Source organism: Bradyrhizobium sp. UFLA05-109 (assembly GCF_054185165.1).
This window is the reverse complement of the sequence record NZ_JBBIAR010000012.1, coordinates 63,727-80,013: the sequence shown is the minus strand read 5'-3', so window position 1 is coordinate 80,013 and position 16,287 is coordinate 63,727. Positions and strand designations below refer to the sequence as shown.

At 62.4% G+C, this 16,287-nt stretch carries 23 protein-coding genes; 8 read left to right on the top strand and 15 right to left on the bottom strand.

What is annotated here, in order from left to right:
- Positions 1-111 precede the first annotated feature (111 nt).
- On the top strand, positions 112-1,260 hold the full coding sequence (gene tgt / locus Q3C01_RS11120) for a tRNA guanosine(34) transglycosylase Tgt (protein WP_458145366.1): 1,149 nt from the start codon (positions 112-114) through the stop codon (positions 1,258-1,260).
- Between the two features lie 105 nt (positions 1,261-1,365).
- Here tgt and Q3C01_RS11115 read toward each other — a convergent pair whose 3' ends face one another.
- Positions 1,366-1,581: a hypothetical protein gene (locus Q3C01_RS11115; protein ID WP_458145365.1), complete on the bottom strand. Its 216-nt coding sequence runs from the start codon at positions 1,579-1,581 to the stop codon at positions 1,366-1,368.
- A gap of 220 nt (positions 1,582-1,801) precedes the next feature.
- Here Q3C01_RS11115 and cysK point away from each other — a divergent pair, with 220 nt between their 5' ends.
- Positions 1,802-2,779, top strand: coding sequence for a cysteine synthase A (gene cysK / locus Q3C01_RS11110; RefSeq protein ID WP_458145364.1), 978 nt, complete (start codon positions 1,802-1,804; stop codon positions 2,777-2,779).
- 3 nt (positions 2,780-2,782) lie between these two features.
- On the top strand, positions 2,783-3,022 hold the full coding sequence (locus Q3C01_RS11105) for a BrnA antitoxin family protein (RefSeq protein ID WP_458145363.1): 240 nt from the start codon (positions 2,783-2,785) through the stop codon (positions 3,020-3,022).
- Between the two features lie 207 nt (positions 3,023-3,229).
- On the opposite strand, the gene Q3C01_RS11100 is transcribed toward Q3C01_RS11105, so the two are convergent.
- From Q3C01_RS11100 to Q3C01_RS11080, 5 genes are all read right to left on the bottom strand, one after another.
- Positions 3,230-4,672, bottom strand: coding sequence for a caspase family protein (locus Q3C01_RS11100; protein ID WP_458145362.1), 1,443 nt, complete (start codon positions 4,670-4,672; stop codon positions 3,230-3,232).
- Between the two features lie 194 nt (positions 4,673-4,866).
- Entirely contained in the window at positions 4,867-5,742 is an 876-nt protein-coding gene (locus tag Q3C01_RS11095; protein ID WP_458145361.1) for a DMT family transporter, read from the bottom strand.
- A 153-nt stretch (positions 5,743-5,895) separates the two neighbouring features.
- The gene (locus Q3C01_RS11090) at positions 5,896-6,441 is read right to left on the bottom strand and encodes a hypothetical protein (RefSeq protein WP_458145360.1); all 546 of its coding nucleotides are present in this window, start codon (positions 6,439-6,441) and stop codon (positions 5,896-5,898) included.
- Positions 6,386-6,736 (bottom strand): hypothetical protein, encoded by a 351-nt coding sequence (locus Q3C01_RS11085; protein WP_458145359.1) that lies wholly within the window; start codon positions 6,734-6,736, stop codon positions 6,386-6,388. Before Q3C01_RS11085 ends, Q3C01_RS11090 begins: the two co-directional genes overlap by 56 nt.
- 185 nt (positions 6,737-6,921) lie before the next feature.
- A complete protein-coding gene (locus Q3C01_RS11080) occupies positions 6,922-7,509 on the bottom strand; it encodes a formyltransferase family protein (RefSeq protein WP_458145358.1) in 588 nt (195 codons plus the stop codon).
- Between the two features lie 201 nt (positions 7,510-7,710).
- Here Q3C01_RS11080 and Q3C01_RS11075 point away from each other — a divergent pair, with 201 nt between their 5' ends.
- From Q3C01_RS11075 to Q3C01_RS11065, 3 genes are all read left to right on the top strand, one after another.
- Positions 7,711-7,863, top strand: coding sequence for a hypothetical protein (locus tag Q3C01_RS11075; RefSeq protein ID WP_458145357.1), 153 nt, complete (start codon positions 7,711-7,713; stop codon positions 7,861-7,863).
- Positions 7,864-7,990: 127 nt separating this feature from the next.
- Positions 7,991-8,281: a hypothetical protein gene (locus tag Q3C01_RS11070; RefSeq protein WP_458145356.1), complete on the top strand. Its 291-nt coding sequence runs from the start codon at positions 7,991-7,993 to the stop codon at positions 8,279-8,281.
- Positions 8,282-8,645: 364 nt separating this feature from the next.
- A complete protein-coding gene (locus Q3C01_RS11065; protein ID WP_458145355.1) occupies positions 8,646-8,864 on the top strand; it encodes a hypothetical protein in 219 nt (72 codons plus the stop codon).
- 12 nt (positions 8,865-8,876) lie between these two features.
- Here the strand turns inward: Q3C01_RS11065 and Q3C01_RS11060 are convergent, their stop codons facing one another.
- From Q3C01_RS11060 to Q3C01_RS11045, 4 genes are all read right to left on the bottom strand, one after another.
- The gene (locus Q3C01_RS11060) at positions 8,877-9,179 is read right to left on the bottom strand and encodes a hypothetical protein (protein WP_458145354.1); all 303 of its coding nucleotides are present in this window, start codon (positions 9,177-9,179) and stop codon (positions 8,877-8,879) included.
- A 91-nt stretch (positions 9,180-9,270) separates the two neighbouring features.
- A complete protein-coding gene (locus Q3C01_RS11055; protein ID WP_458145353.1) occupies positions 9,271-9,408 on the bottom strand; it encodes a hypothetical protein in 138 nt (45 codons plus the stop codon).
- A 103-nt stretch (positions 9,409-9,511) separates the two neighbouring features.
- Positions 9,512-9,694, bottom strand: a complete 183-nt coding sequence (locus tag Q3C01_RS11050) for a hypothetical protein (protein ID WP_458145352.1) — start codon at positions 9,692-9,694, stop codon at positions 9,512-9,514.
- 90 nt (positions 9,695-9,784) lie between these two features.
- Positions 9,785-10,012, bottom strand: a complete 228-nt coding sequence (locus Q3C01_RS11045; RefSeq protein ID WP_458145351.1) for a hypothetical protein — start codon at positions 10,010-10,012, stop codon at positions 9,785-9,787.
- 179 nt (positions 10,013-10,191) lie between these two features.
- Between Q3C01_RS11045 and Q3C01_RS11040 the strand changes: the two genes are divergently transcribed.
- Both Q3C01_RS11040 and Q3C01_RS11035 read left to right on the top strand, forming a co-directional pair.
- Positions 10,192-10,569, top strand: a complete 378-nt coding sequence (locus Q3C01_RS11040; protein WP_458145350.1) for a hypothetical protein — start codon at positions 10,192-10,194, stop codon at positions 10,567-10,569.
- Between the two features lie 178 nt (positions 10,570-10,747).
- A complete protein-coding gene (locus tag Q3C01_RS11035; protein WP_458145349.1) occupies positions 10,748-11,818 on the top strand; it encodes an AI-2E family transporter in 1,071 nt (356 codons plus the stop codon).
- Positions 11,819-12,256: 438 nt separating this feature from the next.
- On the opposite strand, the gene Q3C01_RS11030 is transcribed toward Q3C01_RS11035, so the two are convergent.
- The 5 genes from Q3C01_RS11030 to Q3C01_RS11010 all read right to left on the bottom strand — a co-directional run bounded on the left by Q3C01_RS11030 (position 12,257) and on the right by Q3C01_RS11010 (position 16,009).
- Positions 12,257-12,685 (bottom strand): GFA family protein, encoded by a 429-nt coding sequence (locus Q3C01_RS11030; RefSeq protein WP_458145348.1) that lies wholly within the window; start codon positions 12,683-12,685, stop codon positions 12,257-12,259.
- Positions 12,686-12,943: 258 nt separating this feature from the next.
- Complete coding sequence (locus Q3C01_RS11025; protein ID WP_458145444.1) at positions 12,944-13,210, bottom strand: DUF3551 domain-containing protein; 267 nt, start codon at positions 13,208-13,210, stop codon at positions 12,944-12,946.
- Positions 13,211-13,641: 431 nt separating this feature from the next.
- The gene (locus tag Q3C01_RS11020; RefSeq protein WP_458145347.1) at positions 13,642-13,863 is read right to left on the bottom strand and encodes a hypothetical protein; all 222 of its coding nucleotides are present in this window, start codon (positions 13,861-13,863) and stop codon (positions 13,642-13,644) included.
- 442 nt (positions 13,864-14,305) lie between these two features.
- Entirely contained in the window at positions 14,306-14,485 is a 180-nt protein-coding gene (locus Q3C01_RS11015; RefSeq protein WP_458145346.1) for a hypothetical protein, read from the bottom strand.
- Positions 14,486-15,787: 1,302 nt separating this feature from the next.
- A complete protein-coding gene (locus Q3C01_RS11010; protein WP_458145345.1) occupies positions 15,788-16,009 on the bottom strand; it encodes a hypothetical protein in 222 nt (73 codons plus the stop codon).
- Between the last annotated feature and the right edge of the window lie 278 nt (positions 16,010-16,287).

The window sequence follows — 16,287 nt, the reverse complement described above, 5'->3', positions numbered from 1 at the left end:
AACAAGTGGAAGGCTGGGGCTGCGGCAGGGCGCTATTGTGTCGGACCTGGGGCGTGGGCCCTGCACATTGGGTGGTTGATCGGCTCCCGCCGGCACGCAATAAGCAGCGCCATGAATCTTCCCGATCATGGTCTTCCCAACCATTTCGAACTGCTCGCAACCGATGGCACGGCGCGCACCGGCCGCCTGACCACGCCCCATGGCGTGGTGCGCACGCCCGCCTTCATGCCGGTCGGCACCGCGGGCGCCATGAAGGGCATGCATTGGCGCGAGGTACGTGAGGCCGGCGCCGACATCGTGCTCGGCAACACCTACCATTTGATGCTGCGTCCGGGCGCGGAACGCATCGCAGCGCTCGGCGGCCTGCAGAAGTTCACCGGCTGGAATGGCCCGATGCTGACGGATTCCGGCGGTTTTCAGGTGATGTCGCTGTCGGATTTGCGCAAGGTCAGCGAGAAGGCCGTCACCTTCCGCTCGCATATCGACGGCGCCAAGGTCGAATTGTCGCCCGAGCGTTCGATCGAGGTGCAGCGCTATCTCGGCTCCGACATCGCCATGCAGATGGACGAGTGCGTGCGGCTGCCGGCCGAGCGCGACGACATCGAGCGCGCGATGCGGTTGTCGTTACGCTGGGCGGAGCGGAGCAAGCGCGCCTTCGAGAGCGCGCCTGCAGGCTACATGCTGTTCGGCATCGTGCAGGGCGGCGACGTTCCGTCGCTGCGGCATGCGAGCGCGGAAGGATTGGTCGAGATCGGCTTTCACGGCTACGCGATCGGCGGGCTCGCGGTCGGCGAGCCGCAGGATGTGATGCTGGCGATGATCGACGAGACGGCACCGGCGTTGCCGTCCGACCGGCCGCGCTATTTGATGGGCGTCGGCACGCCAGATGATCTTCTCGAAGCCGTGAAGCGCGGTATCGACATGTTCGATTGCGTGATGCCGACGCGCAATGGCCGCCACGGCGTCGCCTTCACGCGCTTTGGCCAGGTGAACCTGCGCAACGCACGCCACGCCGACGATCCGCGGCCGCTCGACGAGGAAAGCGCATGGCCGTCGGCGCGCAACTACGCGCGCGCCTATCTTCACCATCTCGTCAAGTCAGGCGAGACGCTCGGCGCCATGCTGCTGTCGGATATCAATATCGCCTATTACCAGTTTCTGATGCAGGGCATCAGGGAGGCGATCGCACACGGCAAGTTCGAAGAATTCTATCAGCGTACGCGGGAAGATTGGGCGCGGGGCGACATCGCCCCACGCTAGAGCTTGATCCGGACCCGAAGGGCCGCGTTGGCGCAAAGTGTATAGCGGTTTCCCTCGCGACAAACGCAAAGCGCTTGCGCGGGGATCATGCTCGAACAATAGAGATCAATTGCAAGTGTACGGTTTGACCGAATGCTTGGTCACGAAGCCATAGCCACAGGTATCGCAAGTCCAGAGATAGCTGATCACGTGGTCTGAGACATAGGCGGAGGCTTCGGCGGCGACCATGGAGTCGGCGCAGACGGGACAGGTGGGCAAATCGCTGCAACGTGGATCGCGGTTACGCGCGACGGTCGTCAGGAGTTCAGCAACTGCTGACATCGTGGGACCTCCCTGCTGTTGGACGTAAGTCTAACATAAGCAGAGTTCGTTGACGAGGTCGCAACACAAATGCGTTGGTTTTCTGATATTTAATCTTTGAGCGATTTTGCGGTGCAGCGATTTGCGGTGCATCTCTTTGTTGCTTGCGTGTCGTCGCACGCTGCCTCTAACTGAACAAGATCGCTGATAAAGCGAACATTATTGCCATAGGGAGTTCATCATGGACGCATCGTCCACCACGAGTGCAGTGCACGCAGCCGGCCGCGGCCGGGTTTATGACTCGATCGTCGACGCTTTCGGCGACACGCCGATCGTGCGTCTGCGCCGGTTGCCGGGCCTGCAAGGGGTGAATGCGACCATTCTCGCAAAACTTGAATACTTCAATCCGGCCGCGAGCGTGAAGGACCGCATCGGCGCAGCCATGATCATCGCAATGGAAAAGGCGGGCATCATCAAGCCAGATACGGTGCTGATCGAGCCGACGTCCGGCAATACCGGCATCGCGCTTGCCTTCGTCGCGGCCTCGCGCGGCTATCGGTTGAAGCTGGTGATGCCGGAATCCATGTCGATCGAGCGGCGCAAGATGCTGGCCTTCCTCGGCGCCGAAATCGTGCTGACGCCGGCGGCGCAGGGCATGAAGGGCGCGATCGCAACCGCGGAGGAGCTGTTGAAGACGACGCCGAATTCGGTGATGCCGCAGCAGTTCAAGAACCTCGCCAATCCCGAGGTGCACCGCCGCACGACCGCCGAGGAGATCTGGAACGATACCGGCGGCAATATCGATTTCTTCGTCGCCGGTGTCGGGACCGGCGGGACCATCACGGGCGTCGGCCAAGTGCTCAAGCCCCGCAAGCCGTCCTTGCAGGTCGTGGCCGTCGAGCCGGAGGAGAGCCCGGTGCTGTCAGGCGGTCAGCATACCCCGCACAAGATCCAGGGCATCGGCGCGGGCTTCATTCCCGACATTCTCGATCGCTCGGTGATCGACGAGATCGTGAAGGTCAACTCGACGACTGCGATCGAAACCTCGCGTGCGCTGGCGCGACATGAGGGCATCCCCGGCGGCATCTCCGCGGGAGCCGCGATCGCTGCCGCGCTCCAGATCGGCAAGCGGCCAGAAGCTGCGGGAAAAACCATCCTGGCGGTGGTGCCGTCGTTCTCGGAGCGCTATCTTTCGACCGTTCTGTTTGAGGGAATCTAGGACATGGCGGATCAACCGAGGCGGCCGCGGACACTGGGCGATGCCAGGACGGAGGCCGAAGCGGCGTTCAAGAAGGTGACCACCAAGGTCGCCGAGGCCCCATTGAAGAAGAACGTGACGCCCGGCATCAAGGAGCAGGTCAGCTTACGCATCGACCAGGACGTGCTGGAATACTTCCAGTCCGGCGGTCCTGGCTGGCAGGACCGTATCAACGACGCGCTGCGCAAGGCCGCGGGGAAGTAGCATTTCTGAACTTGGTCAGCTCTGGCCCCTCATCCTGAGGAGCGCGGGACGCGCGTCTCGAAGGATGAAGGCCAGGGTGCAAGAGCGTGGGCCTGCATGGCTCGAGACGGCGCCGATGCGCCTCCTCACCATGAGGGGAGACAAGGAAAAAGCCCGGCGCGAGCCGGGCTTTTTGTTGTCGCTGCTCTGATGCCGTGGCCTGGCGTCTTATCGCCGCAACATGCCGCCCATCATGCCGCCCATGACGCCGCCGATGAAGGCTGCGCCGGCGGCATCGCCGCCGCCGCTGCGCTGGACGGGCGCGGGCGCGCTGGCAGTGTTGCTCGGGGCGCGACGAGGAGGCTGCTGGCTGGAGGTGCCGCTACTGGCGGTGGGCGCGGTCGTGGCGACGATCTCTGAGAGCAATGCCTTGTGCTGGAGTTTGTTGAAGTAGCCCGAGACCGGATAGCCGCGCGCGGCCTGCCAGCGCTTGATCACGCCGCGGGTCTCGTCGGTGAACACGCCGGTCAGCTTCGTGTCGAATCCGAGCCCGGTGAGGCGGCGCTGCATGTCGCGACGGCTCCCCTTGTCGAGACCGATCTGGTCCTCGGTGAGCTGGCTCGCTTCCTCGGTGAAGGTCGCAGGATCGACACCGGCGTTCAGTGTACGGGTCGCGGTCGACGGACCGTTCTGGATCGCGGCGATGCGCGCCAGCGCCAGGGCCTTGAACTGGCCGTTCGGATAGGCGGAGAGATAGGCGTTGAGCTCTTCCGGCTTGTTGGATTCCTTCACCGAGCGCCAATATTCGAGTTCGACATTGGCCGCATCGGTATTGCCGCTTGCAGCGGCCGGCGCTGCGCCCGTCGCGGTCGGCGCTGCATTGGCCACCTGCTGGCCCTGCTGTGACGGATTGAGATAGACGGCGCCGATCAGGTTGGTGTGGCCCCAGGGAAGCTGACCCTTGTGAGTCTCTTCGTTGACCTGGGCGCGCACCGACGTCATCGCCTGCTGGATCTCGATGCCGGGCTTGGTGATGTTGTCGATCAGCGCGCGCGTGAACGGGCTGTTGTTGCCCTCCTGGCCGTCGAGCGCGGTCTGGCCGGGGCCGGTGGCGAACGCAATCAGCGTGCCTTCACCGGATTTCATCTCGGCAAGGCCGCTCTGCACGTTGACGCTGCGGGTGGCGGAGTTCGACTTGATCTTTGCGGCGAAGGGATTGTCGCGGCAGGCGTCGAGGAACACCAGCTTGACCTTGGCGTCACCCATTGTCTGGTCGAGCGTCAGATCGATGTTGATGGCGGCCCCTAACTTGACGTCCATCTCCGACTTGATGTCGGCATCGACCGGCAGCAGGTAGTTGGTGCCGCCGACGGCAATGCCGTGGCCGGCGTAATAGAATACGGCGATGTCGGAACCCTGCGCCTTGCGGCCGAAGTCTAGCAGCTTTTCCGTCATCTGGTCGCGGCTGAGGTTGGACCCTTCGATCACTTCGAAGCCGACATTGCGCAGCGTCGCCGCCATCGCCTTGGCGTCGATCGGCGGATTGGGCAACTGCGCGACGTTCTTGTAGGCGCCGTTGCCGACCACGAAGGCGACACGACGGTCGGCCTTCGCGGCGCTGACGGACAACGCCATGCAGATCAGGGAAAGAAGGATGGTGACGTAGCGCATCTGAAATCCCCCAACAGAATCGAATTCGAAGCGGCAACGAATGGGCACGAACTTACACGAAAACGCCGTGCGTCAGCACCCACAGCGCCCAATCCTTGCCGATAGCCGAGTATGTCCCCCGAAAGGTCGCCCCTTCAGCGTGATCCAGATCACGCTTTGCTACTTCGGTTGGTCGCAGGCGACGCCGGATTGGTTCACCGCGCGCGGGCGGGAACCGGCGCGGCCGGTTTCAAGTTCAGCAGATTGCCGAGCAAGATCAGCACGGCGCCAAAAACCGTCCAGGCGTCGAGCCGTTCCGAATAAAGCAGCCAGCCGGCGGTCGCGGTCAGTGGAACTCGCAGGAAGTCCATTGGCACGACGATGGTGGCGTCGGCATAGCGCATCGCGCTGGCGAGGCAGTAATGCGCGAATGTGCCGCAGATGGCGACAACCATCACCCAGCCCCAGAGATAAGTCGGTGGCCAGGCCCAGACATAGAGCGCCGGCAAGAAGCCCGCGACCGCCTGGACGACGATCATCCAGAACAGGATCGCCAGCGCGCTCTCGGTGCGCGCCAGCGACTTCACCAGCACCATCGACACGCCAAAACCCATGGCGGCGCCGAGCGCGATCAGCTGGCCGGGATTGATCTCTCCCGTGGCGGGCCGGACGATGATGATCACGCCGACGAGCCCGAGCACGATTGCGGCAATCTTCCACGGCGTCATGCGCTCGGACAGGAAGCTTGCCGCCAGGATCGCGGTCCAGATCGGCATGGTGAACTCGATCGCCACTACCTGGCCGATGGGGATCACCGTCAGGGCGAAGAACCAGCCGAGCTGCGAGACGTAGTGGATCAGGTTGCGCACGATGTGCTGAGGCAGGCGAACGGTCCTGAGCGTCGCAAAGCCGCCGGCGCGGTAGATGATCGGATAGAGCAGGACGAAACCGATCAGCGAGCGCACTTCCATCAATTGGAAGACGTTCATCTTCCGCGCCGCTTCGCGGCCGGCGACCGCCATGACCAGCGTCAGCGACAGCCAGCCGGCCATCCACAGCGCGGCCATCGGTTTGGACGGGGTGATGCTCATCGGCGCAGGAGAGGGACGTGAGAGGGCAGGCCGGTATCGGCGACCAGGCGTGAGTTTGCAACGGCCAAATCTGCGGATGCAGCGATGCAGGGCGAAGGCATAAAAAAACGATCCGGCGGGATGGCCGGATCGCTTGTCGAAAACAGATCGAAGCTAGCGCGAGAGCGCGATGTTGGCGCCGCGGAACTGGCTGTCGGCCCGCATCGTGACCGTCTGCTTGGTGCCGCTCGTGTGCAGGGCGATGCTGGCGTTGAAGCCGGCAGTCTGGGCGACGACCTCGAAGCTTGCGCCGCCGCCGCGGCCCGAAATCACGCCGCTGATATTGCGGCTGGACTCGCTCCAACTGCCGGTGATGGCACTACCTTCGGCGCGGACATTGGCGGAGAGGTTGAACTTGTAGGCGTCGCTGGCGCAGGTCAGCGACATTTCCATTGCGGGACCTGCGGGCGCGTATTTGGCGCGGCAACGGATGCGTTCGGTCGATCCGTCGTCGAGCATGACGGTGCCGCCGCCACTCCAGGTGCCGGCGAGGGCAGCGAACGGGCCGGACTGTGCCTTGCTTTCCGAATTTGCGATTGCGGCCGCAAACAAAACGGCGGCCGCAACGAGCAGCCGCCGGTTCATAACCCGAGCCTCGGTTGGTTTAGTGGCGCGATGCTTCCCACCGCCCGCTGCACGGTATGCCTGCTGATGCTCCATTCCACTTTCCCGATCCGGCGTTGCCGCTGAGTTGACCGTTGGCATATGCACCATTGATCGAAACTTTCACAAGACCCTCGCGGCCGATGGTGCCGGAAACGTTAGCTCCCGGTGCCGTGATGCGGCCGTCGGAAACCGTCAGCATGGAGCTCGCGGTCGGCTCGCACGAGCCGCTCTTGGTCACGATGGTGACTTGCCAGTTGCCGTCATAGGGATTTTGGGCGAACGCGGGCGCTGCGAGCGAACCGGTGGCAATCGCGGCCGTAAGAATCAACGCAATGCGATCAAAACGCATGAATTTCTGTCCTGCCTATGTCTGAGATGCTGACGCTTATTCGGGGGAAATGTGACAGAAATTTGCTGCATCGCCAAAGTGAAAATTGTTCCTGTGGAAACAATGGTTTATTTGCCCATTTTCGGCCCGTTTTGGCACGGGATTGGCCGAATCCGCAACGTTAAGGATGAATCTTCGGGACGCGTTTAGGACAGGCTCGGCGCGGCGGTCGCGAACTGTTCGTCTTGCGGCTTTGCCGGCAGCGTCTTGTGGACCTTTATGTAGTCGATGACTTCCGCAAGCAGCTTCAGGCCGAGCGGGGCCAGCGCGCGCTCCCAAAGATCGCGCGCCGTCTCGCCCTTCTTGACGAAGCACCAGTCCTGGGCGGCGACCGCGCCGGCGTCCATGCGGTCGGCGAGGTGGTAGATCGTGCCGCCGGCGATCGCGTCGCCCTCCTTGATGGTCCACTCCACGGCGGCCTTGCCGCGGTGACGCGGCAGCAGGGACGGGTGGTAGCCGATGCCGCCAAGCCTCGAGACGGCGAGCGCCTCCTTGGAGACGCGGGCATGGCTGTGTGCGGTGATGATCAGGTCGGTGTTGGGCGCAATCTCGGAGGCGGCCACCAGCTTCGGATTGGCCTGGACCACCACCTCGATGCCCGCCGAGCGGGCGGTCGTGGCGAGGCGGTCCTCGCCATCGGCGACCACGACCCGCGCGATGTCCACGCTGTGCTCCCGAAGCATGTTCAGGGTGATCACGCCAAAATGGCGGGAGCCGATCAAGGTGATGCGCATGGGGTCTCGGTTCCGTCTCGAGCTTTCGTCACCCCCGGATAACACGCCATAAGGCCCTGTCACCCCCCGCGAGCCCTTTGCGCCGGTTATCAACAATGCGCGGGACGCAAGCCTGTCGAACCGGCTGTCGGGTCATCGCGTCCAACGGGCGTGCAACGCGAATGGGGGATCGCCGTGTCGAAATGGCCGAGAGTGATGCTGATGAGCGGAATTGCGTCAGCCGTGCTCATCTATGAAATCACCAGCGCGACCGAGGCGCCGAGCCAGGAACTGGCCGTGCTTCAATATGTGCTGCTGGCCTTGGGTCTGATTGGCCTGGTCGGTTCGTTCCTGATGCACGCTCAGGAAAAGTGACCTCGTCGCGCTTTGGTCGCGCTCGCGTCCGAGGTCGCCACGTCCCGGCATCTCCGCCGTTGCGCCGCCGGCTGCGCGCGTGCTTCCATGCGCAAGGCCCTCTTCAAGGCCCTCTTGGAGTTGCTGAATGCGAAATGCATGCATTATCGTCGTTGTCGCTGCTGCCGCGCTCGCGCCGCCTGTGGGGGCGGGCGAGCTTTGGCCGGCAATCCCGCCGGAGACGGGCGTGGCGCCCCGCATCGGACCGGCGTGGAGCGAATATCGCTGCGATCTCGGGCCGGTCTATAATTTCTATCACGGCGCCTATTACGGCGAGGAGCCGCCGGCGCTCCGGCGTGGTTACGCGTACCGGCCCTATTATCGGTATTCAGCCTATCGCAAGCTGCCGCGGACTTATTTCTGCGTCGAGGTGCAATGATCCGGGGATTTCCAGGTTCCTGTGTTCGGTTTCGGGCAGAACGACCGGCCAGCCTGCTCTTAGGATTGCCTTCCCCGGGGCTGGCAGACATTTCATCCCGCATCCGTTTTCGAACCCGGCCGGCCGCTGGCGATATTGCCAGCGGCCTTTTCATGTCCGCGTCATCGCTATGTCGCGCACTGCGGCGACCGTCCTGAGCGCGACGTCGCGCAAAAGAGCGCCGGACCAGCAGGGTCGTAACGGGTTCTCAACCGGCCTGGCGTATCGACGAATCTGTCGCGGATTTGTATTGCGTACCGCGACACAAGAGTTGGCCCGCCGGTATGCAAATCCGGCGCGGCCTATTCCTTCCTGGAATCACCGGATGCCGAGCGCGATTGAGCAGATCGTCGACACCTATGTCAGGCTGAAGAACCGCCGTGGCCTCGACACACTGATGATGCACCGCCAGCGGTTGGCGATCGATCTGAAGAGCCGCTCCGGCTACGATTTCAGCCTGCCCATTGGCCAAGTCGATGAGGAGATCGCGATCATAGAGGCCGGCCTGAGCCGGCTGAAGGCGCTTAATCCCGCCGTGGCCTGACCGAAGGACCGCTTAGTCGGCCTTGCCACCGTCGATGACCGTGAACAGCGGCCGTGCCTTGGTCGGTTCGACCAGAAGCTCATCGACCATCGCGCTCGCCGCCTCGACATATTTCCGTGTCGGCTTGTCGAGTGGCCGCAGCGCCTCGTCATCGAGCGCGATTTTGGCCGCTTCGACCAGCTTTCGCATGCGCGCCGCGTGATCGTCACCAGCCGTCAGCGTTGCCCGCGCCAGCGAGCGCAGCACGAACAGCTCGCCCTCGAGCCTGAGCAGACGGTCGTTGAGCTTGGCGAGGACGGCGTTGAGATCCGGCATGGCAGCCTACGGCGGAGGGGCAAACGGCCCCCGATCTAACGGCTTAGGGGTGAACGGAGTGCAAACGGCGCCGCACGAATTGGCGCTACCGTCACGAGCCGGGCGGCATCCGGATCAGGAGGCTGATTGCGACGACCAGCAGGCACAAGCTGCTCGACAGGACGAACAGGAAGAAATCGTCCATCGAGAATTCGCTGTGGCGCTTGCGTCGGTCAGGATCGATCGGCATCGACGTGGCCCCTTGCTAGGCTTCTAAGGTCAGCCCGTCCTCTCAACGGGTCGCGTGGGGATTTCGTTCCGCGGGAACAGATCCGCAACGCGGCAGAGGACCATCAGGGCCCGTCGCTGCGGTCTTGGTCGCTGTGGTCCTGGCCGCTGTCCTCGAGCAGATTGAGCGCGGTATCGACCTGCTCGATGAGGCGTTCGATTTGATCGCGCTCATGCGGGCCGGGGGCGCCCTGGAGTCGCTCTAACAGCTCCTGCTTGCGCGCGAGTAGGTTTGCCATGGTGCTCATTGCAACCTGACAAGCCGCTCGACCCCGCAAGGTTCCCGGATCGGCTGAGTGAGAACCCAAGTCCGGCGAAGACGCGTCTACCGGGTATGCCTACCAGCGCACGCCGGCCCACCGCCGGCCGAACACCGGCGGTTTCGCCTTGATGGCCTCCCAGCCGAAGTAATGATGATTTCCGGACCAGGTGTGGACCACTGCGTTGCAGACGCTGCACTTGAAACTGCCGGCGTGCCTGGTCTCGTGCTCTTCCCTCGTCGCGGTGTAGTTCATGCTGCAGCTCGGGCAGGAGAATTCTTCGATCGTCCAGACGGTATTGGCCATGGCAAAGCAACGTGTTTGAGGTGACAGGCGCAGTGTAGGTTTTGAGCGCTTGCGCCCGCGTAAATCGATCGGCGCAAATCCGGTTAACGGCGGTTAGGCAAATCCGCGTTGCTGACTTGCGGTCCGAGCGGTTGAACCATTTCCGGTGCGCCCGCGTCCCATGCTCGGTGGGGAGATCCATGACACAATATTCGGTTCTGGAGCGGGGCAGGAAGGCAGCAAAGGCAGCGATGACGCTGCTTATCATACTGGCCGTCTTCCACGCCTTCGGACCAAGCTCCGCAGTCCTCGACACGCCCATCGGCCAGCTGACCCTCAGCAAGCTGATTCCGCCGCTAATCTGGATGATCATTCTGCTCGAATGCATCAAGGGGGTCGGCGTGTTGCTGTTCGAGGCCATCGTCGGTCGCGATCGTGTTCGGCTTTGGGGCACGGGTCCGACGGACGAGGTCGACGGGACCACGGCTTCCGGTGAACGACGGCCGGATTTCAGCCCTGAGCCCAAACAAGCCGCGCTGCCGGACTGGCTCAGCAAAGGGCACGTCCAGCCGGAGTGATCGGCCGCAACGTGCCCCAACCGAACCACTAGAAGCGGCAATTCGCAGGCGGGGCGCCTGACAGGTCGTCTTGACGCCCGATCCGTGGCTGGCAATAACGCGGGGCCTGCCCCGCGCGCCAATCGCGGCGGTCGATGGCACCGGAAGCCGCGTTGATGTCGCAAGGAAAGCTGCGCCCGTGAAAACCCTCCGCCAGTTCCTGACGGGAGAGGACATTGTTCAGCTTCTGATCCGGCTCGGCCTGCTCGCGCTCCTGATCATCTGGACGTTCGTCATCATACGGCCCTTCGTGCCGATCCTGACCTGGAGCGCCGTGCTGGCGGTCGCGTTCTATCCGGCCTTCAGCTGGCTCGCCAAGCTGCTTGGCGGCCGTCCCAGGACGGCCGCGGTGATCCTCACCCTGATGACGCTCGGCATCGTCATCGGGCCCGCGACCTGGTTGGGGTTGAGTGCGGTCGAGGGAGCGAGGGAACTTGCGCGCCAGCTCGGCACCGGCGACCTCGCACTTCAGTCGGCGCCGGAGCAGATCAAATCCTGGCCAATCATCGGCCCGCAGCTCTACGAGCTCTGGGAGCAGGCCTACAACAACATCCGCGCCGTGCTGCGCGAGGTGGCGCCGTATCTCCAGCCACTGGCAGGGCCGCTGCTGTCGCTCGCCGGCGATGCCAGCGTCGGGACGCTGCAGTTTCTCGTCTCGGTCTTCGTCGCCGGCTTCCTGTTTCCCCACGGGCCGCGGCTCGTCGCCGCCGGTCGCGGCTTCCTGTTTCGCATCGTGCCCGAGCAGAGCGAGCATTTCCTGGAGCTCGCGGGCGCGACCATCCGCGCCGTGTCGCAAGGGGTGATCGGCGTTGCGATCGTTCAGGCGCTGCTCGCTGGTGTCGGCTTCAAGCTCGCGAGCGTGCCGAGCGCCGGGCTGCTCGCGTTCATCGTGCTGCTGCTGTCGATCGTGCAGATCGGCGCCTTCCTCGTGCTCCTGCCCGTGATCGTCTGGATCTGGACCGCAAAGGACGTCACCACGGCGCTGCTGCTGACCGTGTTCCTTGTCCTCGTCGGATTCATCGACACCATGTTGAAGCCGCTGGTGATGGGGCGCGGGCTCAACACGCCGACCATCGTGATCTTCGTCGGTGTGATCGGCGGCACGCTCGCACACGGCATCGTCGGCCTTTTCATTGGGCCGATCGTGCTGTCGGTAGCATGGGAATTGGCGATGGCGTGGATCAGGACCGATCAGGCAGGCGCGGGTTGAGGCAAGGCTCTCAGCGCGCCAAGACTGATCTCAGCCCTCGACGTTCTCGCCCGCCCAAGCTGGCGGGCTGGCAACGCCAAGACATCGACGTGAAAAAGGACCCGCCTCCGAGTCTGTGGGAAGAACGGAGGGAAATGCATCAAAAAAACATCGCCCTACGGACTTGAAACAAAGGTCCGGAGGCGGGGCCGCAAACGGCTAAGTATTAGCGAACGACAGTCCGAAGGCTACCGCTCACCACATCAGACCTAGGAGGAATGATGTGCGGGGAACCTAGCATGATGGCTCAAGTTCAGCCATCGGGAAAAAGCGGTAGACCCTGCAGGATTGCATCGCAGCAAACTTACGCCTCCTGGCGATCGGCCAATGTCCTCTTGAACGAGCATTCCTTTTCCTGTCTCGCGCCAAATGGATGCCACGTCGGACGATGTGGCCATATCAGTCAGATGTGCCCACGCTCTTGTGTACGCTGCTCTGCTGGAAGTGCTCGGTGCCAGCACCGCCGATTTCGACCCAGGCATGTTTCGATTGCTCGAACACTGACCTGACCGGAGCCGGGTAACTCGTATCCGCGATCGTGCCGACGGCAACGCCGATGAACGCAGGCAGATTGCTGGCCTTCCAGTAAACCGTTGAGCCGCAGCCCCCGCAAAAATAGCTCCGGACCTTCCCGCCACTTGCGGCAGCACGAGTGAACTCTTTCGGCACTCCTGAAACGGTGACGGCCTCGGCGAGATAGAACGCTCCGACCCCGAACGGCGCGCCGGTTCGCCGCTGGCAATCGATGCAATGACAGGCGATGACGACTGCGGATGGTCCCGGAAGCGACAGCGTCACGGCACCGCAACTGCATCGGGCAGTGATCATCGAAGTCTCCTATCCTTTATTGAAGCTGCGAGGCAGAGCGTTAAGTCGTGCTGCACGGGGAGAGGCGGCACATCCGACGCGTCAAAGGACCGCCAGCGGCGCGGGCAGGGAGCATGAAGCGCCGCCGCCGATCGCACCGCAAACGCACCGTCAACGGCTGACGGCTCCCGGCCGCCGGTTGAGGCTGCGAAGTCCTCGGCCAGCCGTTTCTCGCCTGCGGCTACGCTTGACGATGCGCCGACTGGGAGCATCCATTTTTCAATGCCGACGGTACGCCCGAGGCTGTGGCACATCCGGCTGCGGTACGGCCTGCTGCTGGAACAGAAGGCGCCGGTTCTCTTTACATATCACGTTCGACCGGCCGGACGCGGACGCCAGACATTGCTCTCTCGTCTGATAGGAGCAGTCGCCGGAAAAGCCGAGCTCCCCGCCATAGACGCACCAGGGATAATCATATGAAACGGGGGGAGCGGGGCCGGCGACTGCAGCGGTCCCGGCTGCGAGCAAGGCGAATATGACTAGCATTGTGCGCATGATCATATTTCCTGTCGTGATACATGAGGGTTGGGGTGCGAAGAGTCGTCCCAGCATGAACCGGTTGGCCAGTCAAAACGATGCAAGAATCTGCCAGATGATCAGCAGCACGACGACGACAAGCACGGCGTAGATGGTCCTGCGGCCGATCACTCTGTTCATCTGACAGCCTGTACTTCTTTGCCGGCCTGTCTCTCTGCTGGAGATTTAGGGGCGGCTTGCCGCGGTTCAAGACACGCATGATGCCGATACGGGCGAACATCGTGGCGCCACCTCGCTGAGCCACCAGGAGATCGGCGCCTCCATAGCCGCTTTCCGTTCTGGCCCGTCATGCGGCCACTTCGGGAGCGTGGCAATATACTTCGCTCGTCGCGCCCAATGTGATCTTGATCGGGCGGTGTGCGGTCGGGAGCGGCAGCGGGTTACTGCGCCTCGTGGGTCTGGAAAATTGACCCCGACTGAGGGGCGATAGCTTCCTGGAGCGGCTGAGCCGTTATCTCATCACGCGCGAGGCGATTGCGCGCACTGTGTCCGTTCATCGCTTTCACCGCCTCGTTTTCATCGGCACAAAAAGCGATGCATCGTCGATCGGCAAACACGAGCCACTGACGAGAGCCAACTTCCCTGATGACGTACTCGGTCATTGTCGAGTCTCCAGCAGCGAGTTGATTTCATTTTATGACAACAGCGTTGCCGATTCATTAATCGGACTTCGGTCCAACTGGTCGAGCGCGGAGCGCAGCGCAAGATGCGCAAAAACAGCGAAGAGATGTATCGCTGGGTACGATCGCGCCTGCCAAATCAAGGGCCGTCCCCAGCCCTTGCTCATTCTTCAACGCCAGGGATGCTTTCTTGTCCACAGTGTGAATTGCGATACAGCGCATCATTGGGAATCGCCGTACGCTTTGGATGCGCCTTCATGGCGTCTTACTCTCCCTTAGCCTTGAGCCCGTCGCGAATGGCGGGCTTCCTTCGATAGGGTCAGTTGCGCGGCGTCAGTCTTCAAGGGCCGGATGTAGGTTTCACTCTCGTGCGTCGAGCCGGCCGCGCTCGACCGACGGCTAGCGGCGAACGGGATCGTGTCGTTCAATCCGTGAGGTGGTGGAAAGCAGGATGGGTCAGGCTCTCGACCGCCGACTTTTCCTCGCGAAGGCGCTGTTCCAAAAATTGGCGCTCCAGATCTGACAGATTGGTTCCAAGCAGGCGTCGATATCGGCTGATGTTCTTATCGTGGGCACGCAGACGGGCGAACCTCTCGTCAGTCATGGGGCCTCCCGTAGGAATGAAAAAATCTATTCGAGCGAGCAAATAAGATAGTTCAACGTGTCCAACAGTTTTGTGTGAGCAAAGCTTCGCGCGCTCGCTTGCGGAAGCCTCCAAAAATTTGGCCTCAACTCCGGGGGGCTTAGGGGAGCTGAGGCCAGGTTGACAGGCCAACCAAGGCTTGCGCTGGCCCAGCGCGGCAACATGCATTAGGGCCGCGCCATATGCGATGGAGCAACCGGCGTAACTCGGATTTTCCGAGGTGTCCGAATTCAATTCGGGTGTCCGAATTAGGACGGCACCCCTTCATTCTGCCGCCCTGGTAAGCCGCACGTAAGTTCCGCTCTCCTGCAGCTCGAGTCAGCGTTTCTCGGCCCACCCGACTGCCGCAAGCCTTGCGGATCGTCGGCCATCGATCAAGCAGAGTGGTTCCGTACTGTTCCTTCAGCGGTGTCATAAGAATTTGGCACAGTTCGTGCAAATAATTGGTTCTCCGGGATTTTGTTGGTTCCCTCCCGGGATAGAGCAGCGGCTCCCGCCTTATCTCGAGCGGGTGGGGCGCTGCCGTCAAGCGTCCGAACCTTTCGTGCGCAAGCTGAATCCGGAAGTCCCAGCCGCGTCGGAGTTGACATCATGACTGCTACGGAATGCCTGGAGCTCGCAAGCCACTTCAAAGCCCTTTCGCGGGCCACCAATATTTCCAAAGACCGCGCTTTCCTGATGCAAAATATCGCGAGGAGCTTAACGGGTTTGGCTACTCAATTGGATCGGCTAGCCGCACTCACGAGAGACGAAGCCAGGTCACCCGCGAGAGGCGTGGCAAGATAAGCCGCCGGCGAACGGCCGTCGCGCGCATCTCGCCCGAGGTGATCTTGACCGGGCGGTGACCGGCGGTGTGGGCGGTAGCTGGCTTAAGTAGCGGCGAAGCTTTTCCACACCGTTCCGAAATTTTCCACACAAAGTGCCGTGCCGCGACATGGCTCCGTCTCGATTGTGCCTTGATTGGAACAAATACGAGCCAGAGTTACTTAACCAATTCGGCACAAGGGGCGGGGACAGCCCGTGGTTCATCATGTCGACCTTACAAGCGATGTGTTTTGGGGCAATGCTGGCATGGACGCCGGGGATGATCGTGCTCGCCGTTCTGCTTTGGCGCGAACCGCGAGCACTGGACGAGGTTAATCACGACCTGTCGATCGCAGTTGACAGGCAACAGGACCAGCCGCGGACGACCTAGTCCGCTAACCAGGATTCATCCGAGTGACGGCGCTGGGTCACGGTCGGATTTGCTGCGGGGGTTTTTCGTCAGGACCAGGGCGGCTCTTCACGGGTCTCGATGCTGTCGACGACTGTGACGCCCGCCCAATGTAAGCCGGTCAGCAAAACGGCTCTCACAGACGCAGGATCGAATCCAAGATCCTTGAGGTTTGGCGGATGGATCACTGGCTGTGTGCCCTTCAACCGGACAGTCACGTGTAAGTGCTGACAAAGGTGCTCGACAATCCGATTGACTTGATCGTCAGTCATCCTCTCCTCCTTGCGTTGCGCGGGGCTTCGGTGCCGCGGTCGCACGTCGGCGCCGCGCAGGCCACAAGCCTTGCAGACAAACCGAGGTTCAATATCGGATAACCTCACGCCATCAGCAATCAGCGCTGAGGGCAACGTTATGGCTGTACCGGTAGTGAGCGCAATAGACCAAGACGCACGAACGCCCATCTCGCGCATTGTGGACGGCCCTGGTGGACCTGCATCGCGTCATGATGATTATCGCGGATCGTGCCCGCGATCTCCGGAAGCGCCTCTAC